This window comes from Bradyrhizobium sp. AZCC 1610, assembly GCF_036924515.1.
Lineage (GTDB): Bacteria > Pseudomonadota > Alphaproteobacteria > Rhizobiales > Xanthobacteraceae > Bradyrhizobium.
In genome coordinates, this window is record NZ_JAZHRR010000001.1 from 3,468,790 (window position 1) to 3,487,986 (window position 19,197).

A 19,197-nucleotide genomic window follows, 5' to 3' on the forward strand; every position below is an offset into this window, starting at 1 on the left:
GCCGCCTAACGCAAATCCGGGGTCGAGTCAAAAAGCCTTTGGTGCTCGATCAGGGCGAAGCGGTCGGTCATTCCAGCGATGAAATTGCCGATCCGGCGCGCCCGCTCGCCTTCCGTTACGCGCTCGGTGCCCTCGACCCATTCGGCCGGCATGTCGCCCGGCGATTCCTGATAGCGCGCGAACAGATCGAACAGGATGCCTTCCGCCTCGCCCATCACCCGCATCACCCGCGCATGGCGGTACATCCGCTCCTTCAGGAACGCCTTGATCTCGGCCTCCTCCTGCGCGACTTGCTCCGGAAACGCGACCAGCGGCTGATGGTGGTGGCGGACGTCATGCGCGGATTGCAGTTTCGCCGCTTCCAGCCGCCTGCCCGCCTCCGACATAACCGCCCCGATCATGTAGGAAATCAGCTCGCGCACCAGTTCCGCACCGCGCCTGGCATGGTCGAGATGGGGATAATGCCGGTCGATCTCGGCGATAACAGCTGCGGTGAGCGGCATGACCTTCAAATCATCGACGCTGAACAAGCCGGCGCGCAGGCCATCGTCGATGTCGTGGGCGTCATAGGCGATATCGTCGGCGAAGGCCGCGGCCTGCGCCTCCAGCGAGGCGTAGCTCCACAACTCCAGATCGAATTTTTGATTGAAGTCGGCGATGCCGAACGGAAGCCCGCTTTCGCGGTATGGCCCGGCCGGGGCCCCGCCCGGCTCTGTCAGCGGGCCGTTGTGCTTGACGATACCCTCCAGCGCCTCCCAAGTCAGGTTCAGCCCGTCGAACTCGGGATAGCGGTGTTCCAGCGAGGTTACGACCCGCAGCGCCTGCGCGTTGTGGTCGAAGCCGCCATGGGCGGCGAGGCATTTGTCGAGCGCCCGCTCGCCGGCATGCCCGAAGGGGGGATGGCCGAGGTCATGCGCCAGCGCCAGGGTTTCGGTGAGGTCCTCGTCGAGGCCGAGCTGCCGGGCCAGCGCGCGGGCGATCTGCGCCACTTCCAGCGAATGGGTCAGCCGGGTGCGGTAATGGTCGCCCTCGTGGAACACGAACACCTGGGTCTTGTGCTTCAGCCGCCGGAACGCGGTGGAATGGATCACCCGGTCACAATCGCGCCGGAACGGGCTGCGGGTCTTGCTCGGCGGCTCGGCGAACAGCCGGCCGCGGCTCCTATCAGGGTCGCAGCCATAAAGCGCGCGGGGGGCAGCCATTCCGACCGACACGATTTTTTAGTCCTTATCCATTTGATTCCGCGAGATTACGCACTTAACTATGTCTGACGCCCCATACCAAATGAATTGGGTATGACGGGCCGGAGAGCATGCCATGACCACTGCCATCACCGTCAGCGAGCGGGCCGCCCGCCGCATCGGGGAAATCCTCAAGTCCGAAGGCGACGGCGCCATGCTGCGCATCTCCGTCGAGGGCGGCGGCTGCTCCGGCTTCCAGTACAAGTTCGACGTCGACCACGCCAAGACCGAGGATGATCTGGTGATCGCGCGCGAGGGCGCGGTGGTGCTGGTCGATCCGGCCTCGGTGCCGTTCCTCGCAGGCTCCGAAGTCGATTTCGTCGACGATCTGATCGGCGCGTCGTTCCGTGTGGTCAATCCGAATGCCACCGCGTCGTGCGGTTGCGGGACGAGCTTTTCGGTCTGAGCATTGAGAGGCGAATTCGTTCGCCTAATCGCAGTCGCCGTACCCCGCGAAGGCGGGGTATCCAGTACGCCGCGGCCTATCGTTTCCGCCACTGCCGTCTCTGGGATACTGGATCGTCCGCCCCAGTGCGCAATTGCGCACAAGGCGGACGATGACAACAGAGTAAGCCTCCGCGATCTCGCGGCGCTTGCCCGAGGTTTGCATCTAGTCTCGCCCCCACGCCATTTGGAAGCCTAGGCGGTCTACGCTTCGCGCGCGTAGCGCGGCAGGTCGGCTTTCAGCATGGCCAGCACCTCATCCCTGACCGGATCGCGGGTGCCGCGGGTGAAAGCAGCCGCCAGCGGCAGCTTGTTCATGTCGGATGCGGCAAGGCGGATGAAGCGGACGCCGCGCGTTGCCATTCGCGAGGTCCAGCGCGGGACGATGGCGACGCCCAATCCTGCGGCGACCAGATTGACGATGGTCTGCTTTTCATCGGCGATTTGCGCCACGCGCGCCTCACAGCCGGCCTCGGCGAACAGTTTCATGGTGAGATCATGGCTGTGCGGCCGCGAGCGGCGTTCGGGCACGATCAACGGCTCGTTCTCGAGATCGGCGATGGTCACGCGTTTGCGCGATGCCAGCGGATGACGGTCGGTAACCGCGACGACGGCGGTCTCGTGCAGCAGAAGCAGAAACTCCAGCCGCTTGTCGGGCCGCTCTGGCGGGCGCACGAAGGTAAGGTCGAGCCGGCCGGACAGCAGGCGCGGTAGCAGACGCACGGTCTTGTCCTCGACCAGTTGTACGGTGACGTCAGGCCGAAGCTGACGGAAATCGTGCAACAGCCGCGGCAGCAGTCCTGCGGCTGCGCTGTCTATGGCGCCGACACGAATGATCGCGGCCCGCTTGCGGCCACGCGTCCGGAACCGGCCGGCCAGCGCATCGGCCTGCGCCAATAGCGTCCGCGCTTCCTTCAGCAGCACGGCGCCATCGTCCGTCAGCGCGACGCTGCGCGTCGTGCGCGTCATCAGCCGCGTGCCGAGATCGTCTTCGAGCAAACGGATGAAGCGGCCGAGCGCCGATGGCAGCATGTCGAGCCGCTGCGCCGCCCTGCCAAAATGCAACTCCTCGGCTGCCGCCACGAAGCAGCGCAAGTGATGTAGGTCCATTCATCCTCCCGAGGCGGGATTATATCAATTTTTTGTATAAACGCGAGCCGATTGCCTCCCCTCGCCTCAGGCCGCAAGCTCCCGCTCAGCAAGCTGGCTCACGGAGATTTCGATGCGTGAATATTCAATCGCGGCGATTCCGGCCGACGGGATCGGCCCCGAGGTCATTGCCGCCGGCGTTCAGGCGCTCGAGAACCTCCAAAAACGCCTGGGCGATGTGAAGTTCAATGTCGAGACCTTCGATTGGGGTTCCGCCTACTATCGCAAGCACGGCGTGATGATGCCAACGGATGCGCTCACCACGCTGAAGAAATTCGATGCGATCTATTTCGGCGCGGTCGGCGCTCCCGATGTTCCCGACCACATCACGCTGTGGGGCCTGAGGCTACCGATCTGTCAGGGCTTTGACCAATACGCCAATGTCCGGCCGACCAGGATCCTGCCCGGCATCACCTCGCCGCTGCGTCATGCCGGCCCCGGCGACCTCGACTGGGTGATCGTGCGTGAAAACTCCGAAGGCGAATATGCCGGCTGCGGCGGGCGGGTGCATCGCGGCCTGCCGGAAGAAGTCGGCACGGAAGTAGCTATCTTCACCCGCGTCGGGGTCCAGCGCATCATGCGCTACGCATTCAGGCTGGCGCAGTCGCGGCCGCGAAAACTCCTTACTGTGGCGACCAAGTCGAATGCGCAGCGACATGGCATGGTGATGTGGGACGAGATCGCCGACGAGGTCTCGAAAGAATTTCCTGATGTCACCTGGGACAAGATGCTGGTCGATGCGATGACGGTGCGGATGACGCTGAAGCCGCAGAGCCTCGACACCATCGTGGCAACCAACCTCCATGCCGATATCCTGTCCGACCTCGCCGGCGCGCTGGCCGGCAGTCTCGGCGTGGCCCCGACCGCGAACATCGATCCCGAGCGGCGCTTTCCCTCGATGTTCGAGCCGATCCATGGCTCGGCGTTCGACATCACTGGCAAGGGCATCGCCAATCCGGTCGCGAGCTTCTGGACCGCGTCGCAGATGCTCGATCATCTCGGCGAGGCCGAAGCCTCGGCGCGGCTGATGCGCGCGGTGGAGAAGGTTACGGGCGCCGGTATCACGACGCCCGATGTCGGCGGCACCGCGACGACGAAGGATGTCACCGAGGCTGTTGTGGAGGCGATCCATAGCTCCAACGTGTGACGGTCCGTCACTGGCGTGACGGTCCCGGTCGCGAGGAAAAAAGCCCACGAGATAAATCAGAACAAGAATTCAGGGAGGCGCAAATGCAAATGAAGAAGACAGCCGCGATCGCGCTCGCATTCGCCATGGTCAGCTCCGCGGCCTTCGCGCAAAACTATCCGAGCCGGCCAATCACGCTGCTGGTGCCGTTCGCCGCCGGCGGCGCCACCGACACGGTGGCGCGGGTGACCGCGCAATCGATGTCAAAACTGCTGGGTCAGACGATCGTCATCGAGAACGCAACGGGAGCCGGCGGCACCATCGCCGCGACGCGGGCCTCGCGCGCCGAACCGGACGGCCATACGCTGCTGATCCACCACATCGGCATCTCCACGGCCGCGACGCTGTACCGCAAGCTGCCCTACGACACCAAGACGGCGTTCGCGCCTGTTGGACTCGTGACCAACGCACCGATGACGATCATCGGCCGTCCCGATTTGCCGCCGAACACGCTGGCCGAACTGGTGACGTACATCAAGGCCAATGGCGACAAGATGACGTTTGGCAATGCGGGGCTCGGCGCCGCTTCGCATCTTTGCGGCATGCTGTTCATGACGGCCGTCGGCAAGGAAATTCTGACCGTGCCCTACAAGGGCAATGCCCCCGTCATGAACGACCTCATCGCCAAGCAGATCGATCTCTCCTGCGACCAGACCACGAACACCACGGCGCCGATCGCCTCGAAGCTGGTCAAAGCCTACGCCATCACCACGAAGTCGCGTCTCGCGTCCATGCCCGATCTTCCTAGCGCGGATGAAGCCGGTCTGAAGGGTTTTGAGGTCGGCGCCTGGCACGGCATCTATGCCCCGAAGGGAACGCCCGACGATATCATCCAGAAACTATCCAAGACGCTTCAGGAAGCATTACGGGACCCCGACCTGGTGAAGCGGTTCAACGACATCAACACCGAACCTGTGCCGCAGGATCAGGCCACTCCGGAAGCGCTGAAAGCGCAGTTGATCAGCGAAGTCGATCGCTGGGCGCCGATCATCCGCGCTGCCAACCAGTTTGCGGATTGAGGCTTCTCAGCGTTCGCCGCCGAACAGCGCGCGCGCATTGACATGCGCAATCTGCGCCGCGATCTTTGGCGGCAACTGCGCGAGCCACGCCCGATACCCCGCCATGATCTCGCCGTAGCTCTCCCAGCGCTCGTTGATCCAGGTGTCGGAGCCGAGCAGGAAGCGGTCGGGATAGCGTTCGAACAATGCGCGCCATTCCGACGTCAGCTTGCCGCTGCCGTCAACGATGCCGCTGCGGTAGGACAATTCGCCCCAAAGCTTTGGATATTTCGACAGCATCTCGGCAACGCGGTCGGTCGAGAGGCCGAAGCCGGTATGGGCCCAGATGATGCGGACACGCGGATTGTGTCGCATCAGGATTTCGACGGCGATATCATCCGCATGGGCGTGCAGATAGAGGTCGTGCTCAACCGCGAAATCGACGGTCTTTTTCACCCATTCGGTATCGGCCGCCTTGCCCGAAATATGAAACTCGCCGATGCCGCGGTAATAGCCGCGTTTGAATTCGTCCTGCACGAGGTCGAAGATGAAGGGATCGCCGAACCAGGTCTGGATATCGGCGCGCACGCGATACGGCCGGATGAAGGGGACGACCTGCAGGCCCTGCGGCTTCGCGTCCATCAGGGCATGCGTACCGGTGTTGGGGCGGCTGGTGGCGAGGATGCCGGTGACGCGGTGCTTTCTAAACAGCGCCAGCACTTCGTCGACGCTGTAATGGGGCTTTGGCTCCCAATTGTAGTGCATATGGGCGTCGAAGATTTCGATCGGCTCATCCGCACGGGTCGGACTGAGGGTACCGGTGACGCATGCAAGCGCGATCAGGAAAGCGGCGCCCCGGGCAGCCGACCGCATTACGCGCCTGAAGGTCATCATTCGGCGGCGACCACGTGCGGCCGCTCGCCCTCGCCGGTCTCGGCCAGTTGCGGCTCGAGCTTGCGCCGCAGACGGCGGTCGATGCGGTCGAGATAGATGTAGACGACCGGCGTGATGTACAGCGTCAGCAGCTGCGACAGGCAGAGCCCGCCGACCACGGCGATGCCGAGCGGCTGGCGCAATTCGGCGCCGGCGCCGGCGCCGAGCGCAATCGGCAGCGTGCCGAAGATCGCGGCAAACGTCGTCATCATGATCGGGCGGAAACGCAACAGCGCCGCTTCCCGGATCGCGTGCTCGGCACTTAGGCCGACGCGGCGGCGCTCCAGCGCAAAGTCCACCATCATGATGGCGTTCTTCTTGACGATGCCGACCAGCATCACGATTCCGATCATGGCAATGACCGACATCTCCATCCCGAACAGCATCAACGTCAGGATCGCACCGATGCCGGCCGACGGCAGGCCCGAGATGATGGTGATCGGATGGATGAAGCTCTCGTAGAGAATGCCGAGGATGACGAAGGCCGCGAACACCGCGGCGAGGATCAGGACGCCCTGCCCGCGCAGCGAATCCTGGAACACCTGCGCTGTGCCGGAGAAGCCGGTGGCGATGGTCGCCGGCAGGTTCGAGGCCTGCTCGAGCTCGGTGATCTTGTCGACCGCATAGCCCAGCGAATTACCGGGCGCGAGGTTGAAGGAGATCGTCACCGCCGGCTGCTGGGCCTGGTGGTTGATCTGCAGCGGACCGACGGACGGAACCAGTTTTGCCACCGCCGACAGCGGGATGGTCTGGTTGTTCTGGGTCTTCATGTAGAGCTTGGAGAGGTCAGACGGATCGACCCGGAACTGCGGCTGCACTTCCAGGATGATCTGGTAGTCGTTTGACGGCATGTAGATGGTGCCAACCTGGCGCGAGCCATAGGCGTTGTAGAGCTGGTTGCGGACCTGATCGACGGTGATGCCGTAGACCGCCGCCTTCTCGCGGTCGATGTCGACCGTCATCTGCGGGTTCTTGATGTAGAGGTCGGTGGTGACGTCGAGCAGGCCCGGCAGCTTCTCGATCTTCTCGCGCATCTCGGGCGCCAAACGATAGAGCGACTCGGTGTCGCCGCTCTGCATCACATATTGATACTGGCTCTTGGAAATTCGGCCGCCGATATTGAGATTCTGGATCGGCTGGAAGAACGCCTGCATGCCCGGGATCTGCCGGGCCGTATTGCGCAGCCGGCCGATGATGGTGTTGAGGTTGTCGCGCGCCTTTTTCGGCTTCAGTGCGATGAACAGGCGGCCGTAATTCGCCGTCGTGTTCGGGCCGCCGGCGCCGACGGTGGAGTTGATGTATTCGATCGCGGGATCGGTTCTCAGCACGTCGACCAGCGCCTGCTGCCGCTCCTTCATCGCCTCGAAGGAAGTATCGGTGGCGGCTTCGGTGACGCCGATCAGGAAGCCGGTGTCCTCCTGCGGGAAGAAGCCCTTCGGCACGATCATGTAGAGATAGACGGTGCCGCCCAGGGTGGCCAGCGTCACCATCAGCATCAGGAATTTTCGGGCCAGCACGAGATCGAGCGTCCATTCATAGGCGCGCAGCCAGGAATCGAACATCGCCTCGAATCCGCGGAGCACGATATTCGGCCGCTTGGTCGGGTCATGCGCCCGCAGCACGCGCGCGCACAGCATCGGCGTGAGCGTCAGCGACACGAATCCGGACACCAGGATCGCAACCGATACGGTGACCGCGAATTCGCGGAACACGCGGCCGACGACGCCGCCCATCAGCAGCACGGGAATGAACACGGCGATCAGCGAAAACGTGATCGAGATGATCGTAAAGCCGATCTCGCGCGCGCCCTTGAGAGCTGCCTCGAACGGCCGCATGCCGTGCTCGATGTGGCGGACGATGTTCTCCAGCATGACGATGGCGTCATCGACCACGAAGCCGACCGACAGCGTCAGCGCCAGCAGCGTCATATTGTTGATGGAATAATCGAGCGCGTACATCACCGCGCAGGTGCCGAACAGCGAAATCGGAACCGCCAGCGCCGGAATGAAGGTCGCGGACGCCGAGCGCAGGAACAGGAAGATCACCAGGATCACCAGCCCGACCGCAATCAGCAGCGTCTCCTCGACGTCGGCCACCGCCTGGCGAATGGAAATGGAGCGGTCCATCAGCACGTTGATCGAAACCGATGGCGGGATCTGCGCCCGCAGCGCCGGGAACTTGGCCAGGATGGAATCGACCACCGCCACGGTGTTGGCGTCTGGCTGCTTCTGGATACCGAGCACGATGGCGCGCTCGCCGTTCAGCCAGCTCGCGATCCGCTCGTTCTCGACGCTGTCGTAGATCCGCGCGACCTCGTCGAGCTTGACCGGGAAACCGTTGCGCCAGGCTACCACGATCTGGCGATAGTCCATCGCCTTGTCCATCTGGCCCGAGGCCTGCAGCGCCACGTCCTGCTTCGGTCCGTTCAGCGTGCCGACCGGGGTCGAGGAATTGGCGCGGGATACCGCCGTCCTGATGTCCTCGAGCGACAGCCCGCGCGCCGCGGCCGCCTCGGGATCGGCCTGGACGCGGATGGCGAACTTCTGCGCGCCGTAGACGCTGACCTGGGCGACGCCCGGAATCTGCGAGAGCGTCTGGCCGATGGTGATGTCGCCATATTCGTGCACGGCCGACAGCGGCAGCGTCGACGAGGTGAGCACGACGAACAGAACCGGGAAATCGGCCGGGTTCACTTTGCGGAAGCTCGGCGGGATGAGCATCTCGACCGGCAACCGGCGCTGCGCAATCGTCAGCGCGGTCTGTACGTCGAGCGCCGCGGCGTCGATGTTGCGGTTGAGATCGAACTGGATGGTGATGGTGCTGGTGCCCTGCGATGAGTTCGACGACATCGAGGAGATGCCGGCAACCGTCGAAAGCTGGCGCTCGATGACGCCGGCAACCGAGGCCGCCATGGTGTCCGCGCTGGCGCCCGGCAAGGTCGCGGTCACGGCAATGGTCGGGAAATCGACCCGCGGCAGCGCCGAGACCGGCAGCAGGCGGAAGCCGAAAATGCCGAACGCGATGATCGACGCCGTGATCAGCGTCGTCATGACCGGCCGGCGGATACAGAGTTCGGAGAGCGTCATCGGTTACGCTCCGGCCTTTTTGGCCCGGGCCTCGACCCGCGTTCCGTCCGACAGCAGCAATTGGCCGTCGACAACAACGCTTTCGTCGCCGGTAAGCCCCTCCGAGATCACCGACATGCCCTGCGCGGTGCGGTCGACCTTGACCGACTGGACCTTGGCTGTGCCGTCCTTGACCACGAAGACGAAATTGCCGCTCTGGCTGCGCTGCACGGCGACCGTCGGCACCACGATCGAATCCTCAGCTCGGATGATCAGCTTGGCCGCGACCAGCGTCCCCGGCCACAAACTCTCGTTCTCGTTGTTCATGATGCCGCGCACTGTGACCATGCCGGTGGCCATATCCACGGTGTTTTCGACCATCGCGACCTTGCCGCTCTCGGAGCGCTGATGGCCCGGAATGGTGGCGGTGACGCCGGAGACGCCCTTGGCCATGGCCTCGCGCAGATCGACCAGCACGCGCTGCGGAACCGAGAAAGTCACGTAGACCGGCGCCATCTGGTTGATCACCGCCAGCGGGGTAGTGTCGGCCGGGCGGACGAAATTGCCGACCTTCACATTGGCAACGCTGATGCGCCCCGAGAACGGCGCGCGGATCGTGGTGTAGCTTTTCTGGACCTTCAGATTGTCGAGCGCCGCCTGATTGGCCTTGATGGAGCCGGTCAGGATATCGGACTGCGTTTTGGCGTTGTCGACATTGACCTGCGTGGTGGCGCCCTTGGCGACGAGATCGGTGAAGCGGCGGAGGTCGCGCTGGGCGCCCTCGAGCTGTGCCTGGTCCCTGGCCAGCACGCCCTCGGCCTGCTCGATCTGGGCATCGATCTGGCGGCTGTCCAGCGTGAACAGCAGATCGCCTTCGCTGACCTTGGCGCCATCAGCGAAATGCACCGCGACGATGGTGGTTTCCAGCCGCGACTTCAGCGCTACGCTGGAGATCGGCGTCACCATTCCGATCGCATCGACATCGACGGGCATGGATTTGCGCTCCGCCTTTGCCAGCTCGACGGATACCATCCGCGGGCGTTGCGGGCCCTGGGCGTTGCTGCTGCCGCCCATCCACGAGGAGCGGGTAACGAAACCGGCCGCCGCAAGGATGCCAATGGCGCCGACAAGGAGTATCAAGCTACGCTTTTTCATAATTTTCACGCTCGCCGGTCCTCAAAGGACGGGACGGTCTCCTGTTGCCCCTTGACGGCGATGTTTGCGCCTTATTTCTAAACGGTTATCACAGCCTCGCTGCACATGGTATGCCACTGCCAGAAAATGTGTAGTTACAATCCCGAGCCATTTCATGCGCATTGCAACCTGGAACGTCAATTCGATCCGGCAGCGGGTCGACCATCTCCTGACCTGGCTCAAGGAATGCTCGCCGGACATCGTCTGCCTGCAGGAAATCAAATGCGTCGACGAGGCGTTCCCGCGGCTCGAGATCGAATCGCTCGGCTATAACGTCGTCACCCACGGCCAGAAGACCTTCAATGGTGTCGCGCTACTGTCGAAACTGCCGTTCGACGAGACGCAATCGGGCCTGGCCGGCGACGACGAGGACGCCCACGCCAGGTTCCTCGAAGGCGTGGTCACGCTGAAGACCGGGGTGATGCGGATCGCCTGCCTCTATCTGCCCAACGGCAACCCGCCGGATACGGACAAATATCCCTATAAACTCAAATGGATGTCGCGACTTCTTGAGTACTCGAAGGAGCGGCTTAAGGCGGAAGAGCCGCTGGTGCTCGCAGGCGACTTCAACGTCATTCCGGCCGCTCGCGACGTCTATAACCCGGCCGCCTGGAGCAACGATGCGCTGTTCCGTCCCCAAACCCGCGAGGCCTTCCAGTCCCTGCTCGGCCTCGGGCTGACGGACGCGCTGCGCGCGGTCACCGACGAGCCGGGGCTCTACACCTTCTGGGACTATCAGGCGGGCGCCTGGCAGAAGAACTGGGGCCTTCGAATTGACCATCTCCTGCTGTCGCCGCAGGCCAGCGACCGCCTGACCAATGTCGGCGTCGACAGCTATGTGCGCGGCTGGGAGAAGCCGTCGGACCACGTGCCGGTGTGGGCGGATTTCGACCTGGAGACGGCTTGAGCGCGACCGGCGCGGAGAATGTGAAGATTCGGGACGCGGCGCCCGAAGACGCCGTCGCAGCCTGCCGCGTTCTGACGGAATCAATTTCCCGCTTATGCATTGCCGATCACGGCAACGACCCGGCGATCCTCAATGCGTGGCTAGCCAACAAGACGCCGGAGACGGTGGCCGCTTGGGCTGCGCAGAAGGGAAGCTCGCTCCTGCTCGCCGTTGACGGCGATGTCATCCTCGCGGTGGGATCCGTGACGGACGCAGGCGAGATCACGCTGAACTACGTGGCGCCCGATGCGCGATTTCGCGGCGTCAGCCGTGCCTTGCTCAACGCGCTCGAAGCCAGAGCGGTGGAGCGCGGCAACAGGCGTTGCACGCTCACCAGTACCGAGACGGCGCATCGCTTCTATCGGTCGGCCGGTTATGTTGACGACGGGGTGCGGACCGGGAAGTTCGGCACGAGCTCTGGCTATCCAATGTCAAAACGGATGGTCGCTTCGCAGCCTTAGAATCAGGCTCAGTCCCGCTTGCCCTGCACCCAGTGCTCGAGCATCTGCAGCGCCGTGGCGCGGTCGTCGTCGGAGGCCTTGGCGAAAGCGCGGTTGTAGCTTTCCCGGATCCAGGTCTCGTCGGGGGCCGCGTTGTCGCGCGCCAGCGTCAGCCACATCAGCCCACGGGCGGCCTGACGCGGCAGACGATCGCCGTTGAACAGCATCTGGCCGAGCATGGCCTGCGCCTGATGCTGGCCCTTCTGGGCAGCCAGACCAAGCCAGCGCGCGCCGTAACGGAAATCGTCCCGCGAGGCGTCCGGCGTCTTCAGATAAAGCCGCGCCAGATCGTATTGCGCGTCGGCGTTGCCGAAATAGGACGCGGCATAGGAGAACATCTCCCGCGCCCGGTCCGTATCGGCCTTGATCTTGGAATTGGGGATGCCGTTCAGGTAGTAGCGGCCCAGCGCCACGAAGGCGTTGGCGACGATAGCCGCCTGCGGCGCCGACGGGCTGTCCTCCGCATGCGCGTTGGCGATACGGCTGAAATATTCGAAGGCGCGCAGATCGTTCTGGATGACGCCATTGCCATCTGCATACATCCGGCCGAGCTTCCACTGCGCGACGGGATGGCCACCCTCGGCGGCGTATTGCAGCGAAGTCAGCGAGGACGCGGCAACAGCCGTTGCCGTCGCGGGTGGCGCCGGCGGAACCTTCTTCAGGGCCTGCGCAGTGACGGCCTGCGCGGCGGCGGGCTGGTTCATCATGGGCGGCGCGGCATCCGGCTTCACCGGTGCGCCATCAAATGCGAATCCGGGAGCTGCCACCGGCGCGGCCCCCAGCATCAACGCAAAAATGATACGCCTAGATGTCCGCATAACACTGTTTCTCGTGCGCACCGCCAGGATGGGTCACAGCCCCATCCACCGCCGGCCCAACCTGTTGGGCATATTTCCACAGCGCACCCGACGTATGGTTAGTCTGTCGAGGCGCCCATTTGGTTTTACGTTCGGCGAGTTCGGCGTCGGTCAATTTTACGTTAAGGGTGCCGGCCTCGGCATCGATCTCAATAATGTCACCATTTTGCAACAGGGCGATCGGACCGCCCACGGCCGCTTCCGGCCCGACATGGCCGATGCAGAACCCGCGGGTGGCGCCGGAGAACCGGCCGTCGGTGATCAAGGCGACCTTGCCGCCCATCCCCTGCCCGGTCAGCGCCGCCGTGGTCGAGAGCATCTCCCGCATGCCGGGACCGCCGCGCGGCCCCTCGTAGCGGATCACGATGACCTCGCCTTCCTTGTAGGTTTTCTTCTGGACCGACTCGAAGGCGTCTTCCTCGCGGTCGAAGCAGCGGGCAGGACCAGTAAATTTCAGCTTCGACATGCCCGCGACCTTCACGATCGCACCCTCCGGCGCGAGATTACCCTTCAACCCGACAACGCCTCCCGTGACGGTGATCGGGTTGTCGGCGGACCGCACCACATCCTGGTGCGGATTCCATTTCACGCTCTTGAGGTTTTCGGCGATCGTACGGCCCGTGACGGTGATGCAATCTCCGTGGAGGTGGCCATTGTCGAGCAGCGTCTTCATCAGAAGCGGTATGCCGCCAACCTCGAACATGTCTTTGGCAACATAACGGCCCCCTGGCTTCAAATCCGCGACATACGGTGTCTTTTTGAAGATTTCGGCGACGTCGAATAAGTCAAATTTAATGCCGCACTCATGCGCGATGGCCGGCAGGTGCAGCGCTGCATTGGTCGACCCGCCGGAGGCCGCAACAACCGCCGCGGCGTTTTCCAGCGCGCGGCGGGTGACGATGTCGCGCGGCCGGATATTGGCTGCGATCAGCTCCAGAACCTTCTCGCCGGCGGCGGAGCAAAACGCATCGCGAATTTCGTAAGGCGCTGGCGCCCCGGCCGAATACGGCAGCGCCAGGCCGATCGCCTCGGATACCGTCGCCATGGTGTTGGCGGTGAATTGTGCACCGCACGCCCCTGCCGAGGGGCAAGCCACCCGCTCGATTTCATCGAGGTCAGCATCCGACATGTCGCCGACTGAATGCTTGCCGACGGCCTCGAACATGTCCTGCACCGTGACCTGCTGGCCACGGAAATTGCCCGGCAGAATCGAGCCGCCGTAGATGAAGATCGAGGGCACGTTGAGCCGGACCATCGCCATCATCATGCCCGGCAGCGACTTGTCGCAGCCGGCAAGCCCGACGAGGGCGTCATAGGCATGGCCGCGGACGGTCAGCTCGACGGAATCGGCGATGCATTCGCGGGACGGCAGCGATGAGCGCATGCCGTCATGGCCCATGGCGATACCGTCCGTCACGGTGATGGTGCAGAATTCGCGCGGGGTGCCGCCGGCAGCCGCAACGCCCTTCTTGACCGCCTGCGCCTGGCGCATCAGCGAGATATTGCAGGGCGCGGCCTCGTTCCAGCAGGACGCGACGCCGACGAAGGGCTGGTGGATCTGCTGGGTGGTCAGGCCCATCGCGTAGAGATAGGACCGATGGGGGGCGCGCTCCGGCCCCTCCGTCACGTGACGGCTCGGCAACCTCTTCTTGATGTCGGTCTTGGCGTCCATCCGCGGAACCTGTTTCCCCAGCCATCTCGCGGGAGCAATTTCCCGTCGCCTTCGCCGGGCTGTAGCTAACCAGCCTGCGAAAGAAATGGTTTCATGGAGGGGTGTGGCTAAAAAGCGGCGCAAGCAAGAGCAGGCGGAACAATTAACCAAATGCCCGCCCACTGTTGCGGTCACGCAACAATCGTGGCCAAGCGGCAACCCTTTCTGGTTGATCGAATCCGTCCCCGCCGCCGTTCCGACAGGGTTCCCGTTTCGAGCACCCGCGCCCCGCGCCGGTCACAACCTGAGGGCGATCGATAGAAAAGCTTCTCCTACGCGAGATTCGCCGCGCGCTATCGCGCGACCAAACTGAATTTGGCGACCGCCCACGCGTCGCCGCGAATCGCAAAGCGCAATTCGAACCGCATCCCCGCAGCAGCCGATCGCTCGATCGCCTGCGTGCGATGCGCGCACCGAAAGTTACACCGCCTGACATCAATCGTGTTCGAAGCGATCAGGTCATTTTTGTGCGGCTGCACTTCTTTGCGCCTGTTTTCGTCACGCGAGGATGCGGCCCACCACGCGCGCGTGGCCAACGGACCAATCGTTCATACGCAAGACGAAACAACGTCGTGCGCAGTTTGTCGCAGAGGTTTTGACCGCCGGCGGAATCGACCGATGCACTGAAGCAGCGGTCGCAGAGACGCCTTTCGCGTCACCGTATTGCCCCTACCGAGCGCAAATCCGCCGCGTGCACGTCCAGTCACGGACCCGTTTTACTGTTTCTTCTTCGATGCGGGTCAAGGAGTCACGCCTCACGTCTTGCCCGCGCGCATCACTTCACGATTCCCAAAATCCGTGGTGGTCGTTTGTAGTTCGTGAGGCCTCTGAGTAAGAGGTTCTAATAATGGCACGCTTCAATCTGAACGGCTTCCTCGACAATAGCCGCTTCGAGGATTTCTTCGCGCGGTTCGGCGGCGGCAGCTCCGACCATGATCATCTGAACGGTACGACGGGCAATAACACCTTGTTCGGGGGTGCCAAGGAAGACACGCTCGCCGGCATGGCCGGCAGCGACACGCTCAACGGCGGCTCCGGCGCCGACAAGGTGTGGGGCGGCTCGGGTAACGACAGCCTCTCGGGCGGCTCCGGCGCCGATCTTCTGGTCGGTGGCTTCGGTGCCGACCGGATGGATGGCGGCACCGGCAACGACGTGTTGTTGAGCCGGTCGGATGCGGGCGAAATGGTCGCAGCCCAGGACGGCACGACGCAGATCTTCGCGACTGAAACCGCTGCGTTCAAAGCCGTCAACGATACGCTGACCGGCGGCGCCGGCGGCGATACCTTCCGCTTCGAAGGTATGGTCAATGCCAAGGACGAGATCGTTGCCAAGCACGTCAATGCCGACGGCACCATCGACTGGGTTGGCGTGACCGGCGAGAACAACGCCACTCACGATCACTGGGTCGACGGCTTCGGCAACGACGTGATCCGCGACTTCAACCGCGCCCAGGGCGACAAGATCGAAATCTCGGCGCACACCGCCGAGGTCCAGTCGATCCAGCACAAGGACAGCAATGGCGACGGCAGGAATGACTACAGCGTGATCACCGTCATCAGCCAGCAGGGCAATGCCGGCGCGCATGACGAGGATCTGCTCGGCACCATCACCGTCTACGGCAACCTGGTGAAGGCAAGCGATATCGCGACGACCCAAACCGTGTACGGCGCCTACGAGAAGGTCGGCGAACTCGGCGGCGCGCACTTCGACCTTGAGGACGACGGCGTGCTGGCCGGTGGCGGCACCGACGGCGGCCACCACAACGAAGCGACGGCGATGGCCAACATGGCCATGTACGGTTAAGCCAAAACAACAAGGCACAATCACGGACAAGGGCCGCCTCCCGGCCCTTGTCCTCCAGCGTCCGGTGTCGATTCGATCGTCACCGGGCGCTGGACTGCGTGGATGGGTCCACTGCTCTCGCGCCGCAGGGTATCGATCACGTATCCCGCATGAGCGCCGCGATATGCGGGAAGCTTCGAAAATCCAGGATGTCGCGGAGCCTGTCATCGCTGTGCGAGTGCAATTGCGCTCGTCGTAAGCCCTGAAATTCCTTATTCGCACGACTGCGCCGCGCTACGCCGGGGCAATATTGGTTTCATTTGCCTCATTTTGCGCGCATTTGTTGCGTGAAGTGACGGTTGCAGATCAAGGGTTGTGGCATCTTTCGAACGGTCAAGGCCACATGCATCATGCGATCTCTTGGCTTTGACAGCGTTTGTGACGTGGGTTTCGCGGGGGGACCATGGAATGAACCGATGCTTACGCTCGCTGTCTTGCTTTTTCACGGTAGCTGGGCTCGCCCTCTTCTCGACGGATGCGACCGCGCGGGCCAGCCATAAATCACCCCCCCAGAAGGCGCACGAAGCGACCAGGAAGTCGCACGTGAAGGAGGCTCGTCCTCATCGCAGCGCTGCGTCCGGGCAACGCCGGCACGCCAAACACGCTTCCGCACAACGCAAGCCGAAGCCATCGAAGGCTTCGCCCGCTCCCAGGGAGGCCGTCGCTCCGCTGACGGGCGACCTTGCGCTGGTGAAGGAAGCCATCGATCTCGCGCGCAAGGCAAAGACCGAAGAGGCGACGGCCATAAGGAACAGGCTCGCGGATCCGGCGGCGCAGAAGCTCGTCGAGTGGTTCATCCTGCGCCGCCCGGAGACGACAGCAACTTTCGGCCGCTACGCGGCGTTCATCGCCGCTAATCCGGAATGGCCGAGCACAGCACAGCTGCGCCGGCGCGCGGAGGCGCGGCTGTGGGAGGAGCGCAGCGATGCGGCGACGGTTCGCGGCTTCATTGGCGATCGGCCCACAAGTGCCAAGGGCAAGTTGGCGCTGGCGCGCCTGCTGCTCGCAGAGGGTGATCGGGACGGCGCGGCTCGGCTGGCCCGCGACGCATGGCGATCGGACGAATTATCGGAGCGCCTGGAGACCGCAGTGTTCGAGACGTTCCGCGATCTTCTCACTCGCGATGACCACCGTGCGCGCATGGACAGGCGAATCGGCGCCAAGGACCTCGCCGGCGCGAAGCGCGCCGCGAAGCGTCTCGGCGACGACGAGCTTGCGATCGTGAAGGCCTGTGCCGCGGTCAGGGGAAAAGCGAACAAGGCGCTGGATGCGCTCGACGATGTCGCAGCCGAGGCACGGCAGGATCTCGGCTACACCCTTTGCCGCATTCAGTGGATGCTCGCCAACGACCGAATCGATGACGCGGCCCGCCTGATGGTGGCGGCGTCACCGGAGACGATGGCGCTGCAGGACACCGATCAATGGTGGCGCGAGCGGCGCATGCTCGCCCGCAAGCTGCTTGATCAGGGCGCGTTCCAGACCGCCTACGATGTGGTCCGTCCCGCCGCAACGCCGGCCAATGAATACTACCGCGCCGACTACCACTTCATGTGCGGCTGGATCGCGCTCCGCTACCTCGACAATCCCAAAACCGCGGCTGCGCATTTCGCCCACATCGACGACGGCGCGACCAATCCGATCGTGCTGGCGCGGGCGAACTACTGGCGTGGACGCGCGGCCGAAGCCCTTGGCCAGACGGATGCGATGCGTGCGAGCTATGAAGCGGCCGCCCGCTACCCGACCGCCTATTACGGCCAGCTGGCGCGCGCCAGGCTTGGCCGTGACCAGATCGAGCTGCGCGCGCCCTCGCCCGTTCTCGCGTCCGCCGATGCTTCGGCCACGGACGAACGCGTGCGCGCCGCCGACATGCTCTACGAGATCGGCGAACGCGATGTCGTGCTCTATTTTGCCGCCGACCTCGGCGAACAAAGCTCTGATGTTGCCTTGCTCGAAGCGCTCGGCGAGCTCACCGGCCGCCGCAATGACGCCCGCGCGATGCTGCAGGTCGGAAAGCCATCGCTCGGCCGCGGACTGCCGCTCGACCATTACGCCTTTCCCACCATCGGGATTCCGCCGCACCGCCAGCTCGCGCCCGAAATCGAGCACGGCATGATTTATTCGGTGGCGCGCACGGAGAGCGCATTCGACCAGCGCGACAAGTCTGTGGCGAATGCGGTCGGCCTGATGCAGGTGACGCCGGAAGCGGGACGCGATACCGCCAAGCGCTTTGGCATCAGCTATGACTGGGACCGCATGGTTTCCGATCCGATCTACAACACGCAAATGGGTGCCGCCGAACTGAGCGCGCTGCTGAGCGAATACAAGGGCAATCACATCATGACCTTCGCCGGCTACAATGCCGGCCGGGGCCGGGTGCGGGACTGGGTCAAGGCCCATGGCGATCCGCGTGACCCCCAGGTCGATGCGGTCGACTGGGTCGAGCGGATTCCGTTTTCCGAAACGCGGAACTATGTCCAGCGGGTGATGGAGAACTTGGCGGTCTATCGCGTGCGGTTTGACAACGACACTGCGGTGGCGTCGAAGACCGACCAGCGCGTCGTGACGCAGGAGACAAACGCTGCACCGCTGCCGGCCGCCGGCCAGTGAAGTTGAAGAAGCCGACCTGCTTACCCGACACCGACAAAATAGCCCGCTACCGGCGACAATGTTGCGGCATTTGGTCACCCGCGGACGAAGGGAACAACTGGCGTAATCCCAGCCGGGAAAATCCGAAGATGAGCTGGCCTAGGTTGTGCCGAAACAACAGGCGGCAAAGAATTTTGTAGGTGGACACAACGGCAAGCTCGGTCATCGCAAGCATGCCAGCGATCAGGATCAAAGCGATGACGATGTTCAGTCGAAATAGAGCATCCAATCAATATAGAGGACAGCCCAGCCGCTACAAATCGGCACACTCACCGATCCATGTTCACGCTATTTCTTTCCGGGCGCAACCGGCGCAAGATCAGAATCGCTGGTCACTTTTTTAGCCCCGCCCAAATCCCCGCCGGTGAGAATGAATGCCGCGGCAGCCACCGCGATGATTCCGCCGAGAATAAGTCCGATTGTGCCCTTCCGTCGGTTGTCATTTTCAGCCATTGTGCGCTCCGTATACGTAAGAGCGCTAACG

The 19,197-nt window shown here is 63.5% G+C and carries 16 protein-coding genes; 7 read left to right on the forward strand and 9 right to left on the reverse strand.

Annotated elements, in window-relative coordinates; genetic code table 11:
* Window positions 1-5: 5 nt before the first annotated feature.
* Window positions 6-1,214: a deoxyguanosinetriphosphate triphosphohydrolase gene (locus V1279_RS17210; protein ID WP_334437996.1), complete on the reverse strand. Its 1,209-nt coding sequence runs from the start codon at window positions 1,212-1,214 to the stop codon at window positions 6-8.
* Between the two features lie 103 nt (window positions 1,215-1,317).
* On the opposite strand from V1279_RS17210, the gene erpA reads away from it, so the two are divergent.
* Window positions 1,318-1,647 carry an iron-sulfur cluster insertion protein ErpA gene (gene erpA / locus V1279_RS17215; RefSeq protein ID WP_334437999.1) on the forward strand — a complete coding sequence of 110 codons (330 nt, stop codon included), beginning with the start codon at window positions 1,318-1,320 and terminating at the stop codon, window positions 1,645-1,647.
* A 242-nt stretch (window positions 1,648-1,889) separates the two neighbouring features.
* Here the strand turns inward: erpA and V1279_RS17220 are convergent, their stop codons facing one another.
* Window positions 1,890-2,795, reverse strand: coding sequence for a LysR family transcriptional regulator (locus tag V1279_RS17220; protein WP_334438001.1), 906 nt, complete (start codon window positions 2,793-2,795; stop codon window positions 1,890-1,892).
* Between the two features lie 112 nt (window positions 2,796-2,907).
* Between V1279_RS17220 and V1279_RS17225 the strand changes: the two genes are divergently transcribed.
* Both V1279_RS17225 and V1279_RS17230 read left to right on the forward strand, forming a co-directional pair.
* A complete protein-coding gene (locus V1279_RS17225) occupies window positions 2,908-3,981 on the forward strand; it encodes a tartrate dehydrogenase (RefSeq protein WP_334438004.1) in 1,074 nt (357 codons plus the stop codon).
* A gap of 89 nt (window positions 3,982-4,070) precedes the next feature.
* Window positions 4,071-5,039, forward strand: a complete 969-nt coding sequence (locus V1279_RS17230) for a tripartite tricarboxylate transporter substrate binding protein BugD (protein WP_334446437.1) — start codon at window positions 4,071-4,073, stop codon at window positions 5,037-5,039.
* Window positions 5,040-5,045: 6 nt separating this feature from the next.
* Here V1279_RS17230 and V1279_RS17235 read toward each other — a convergent pair whose 3' ends face one another.
* From V1279_RS17235 to V1279_RS17245, 3 genes are read right to left on the reverse strand one after another with little or no spacing between them, the layout of a single operon-like run.
* Window positions 5,046-5,891: an amidohydrolase family protein gene (locus tag V1279_RS17235; protein ID WP_334438007.1), complete on the reverse strand. Its 846-nt coding sequence runs from the start codon at window positions 5,889-5,891 to the stop codon at window positions 5,046-5,048.
* A gap of 17 nt (window positions 5,892-5,908) precedes the next feature.
* A complete protein-coding gene (locus V1279_RS17240; RefSeq protein ID WP_334438010.1) occupies window positions 5,909-9,037 on the reverse strand; it encodes an efflux RND transporter permease subunit in 3,129 nt (1,042 codons plus the stop codon).
* A 3-nt stretch (window positions 9,038-9,040) separates the two neighbouring features.
* Window positions 9,041-10,171: an efflux RND transporter periplasmic adaptor subunit gene (locus V1279_RS17245; RefSeq protein ID WP_334438013.1), complete on the reverse strand. Its 1,131-nt coding sequence runs from the start codon at window positions 10,169-10,171 to the stop codon at window positions 9,041-9,043.
* Between the two features lie 154 nt (window positions 10,172-10,325).
* On the opposite strand from V1279_RS17245, the gene xth reads away from it, so the two are divergent.
* Window positions 10,326-11,117: an exodeoxyribonuclease III gene (xth, locus tag V1279_RS17250; protein WP_334438016.1), complete on the forward strand. Its 792-nt coding sequence runs from the start codon at window positions 10,326-10,328 to the stop codon at window positions 11,115-11,117.
* Window positions 11,114-11,617, forward strand: coding sequence for a GNAT family N-acetyltransferase (locus V1279_RS17255; RefSeq protein WP_334438019.1), 504 nt, complete (start codon window positions 11,114-11,116; stop codon window positions 11,615-11,617). Before xth ends, V1279_RS17255 begins: the two co-directional genes overlap by 4 nt.
* Window positions 11,618-11,625: 8 nt before the next feature.
* On the opposite strand, the gene V1279_RS17260 is transcribed toward V1279_RS17255, so the two are convergent.
* From V1279_RS17260 to V1279_RS17270, 3 genes are all read right to left on the reverse strand, one after another.
* A complete protein-coding gene (locus tag V1279_RS17260; protein ID WP_334438021.1) occupies window positions 11,626-12,474 on the reverse strand; it encodes a tetratricopeptide repeat protein in 849 nt (282 codons plus the stop codon).
* Window positions 12,461-14,185 (reverse strand): dihydroxy-acid dehydratase, encoded by a 1,725-nt coding sequence (gene ilvD / locus V1279_RS17265; protein ID WP_334438024.1) that lies wholly within the window; start codon window positions 14,183-14,185, stop codon window positions 12,461-12,463. The genes V1279_RS17260 and ilvD overlap by 14 nt, the downstream gene beginning before the upstream one ends.
* A 332-nt stretch (window positions 14,186-14,517) precedes the next feature.
* Window positions 14,518-14,760 carry a hypothetical protein gene (locus tag V1279_RS17270; RefSeq protein ID WP_334438027.1) on the reverse strand — a complete coding sequence of 81 codons (243 nt, stop codon included), beginning with the start codon at window positions 14,758-14,760 and terminating at the stop codon, window positions 14,518-14,520.
* Window positions 14,761-15,071: 311 nt separating this feature from the next.
* On the opposite strand from V1279_RS17270, the gene V1279_RS17275 reads away from it, so the two are divergent.
* Window positions 15,072-16,028, forward strand: a complete 957-nt coding sequence (locus tag V1279_RS17275) for a calcium-binding protein (RefSeq protein WP_334438030.1) — start codon at window positions 15,072-15,074, stop codon at window positions 16,026-16,028.
* Window positions 16,029-16,475: 447 nt separating this feature from the next.
* A complete protein-coding gene (locus tag V1279_RS17280) occupies window positions 16,476-18,674 on the forward strand; it encodes a lytic transglycosylase domain-containing protein (protein WP_334438032.1) in 2,199 nt (732 codons plus the stop codon).
* A 327-nt stretch (window positions 18,675-19,001) separates the two neighbouring features.
* On the opposite strand, the gene V1279_RS17285 is transcribed toward V1279_RS17280, so the two are convergent.
* Window positions 19,002-19,166 carry a hypothetical protein gene (locus V1279_RS17285; protein WP_334438035.1) on the reverse strand — a complete coding sequence of 55 codons (165 nt, stop codon included), beginning with the start codon at window positions 19,164-19,166 and terminating at the stop codon, window positions 19,002-19,004.
* Window positions 19,167-19,197: the final 31 nt, after the last annotated feature.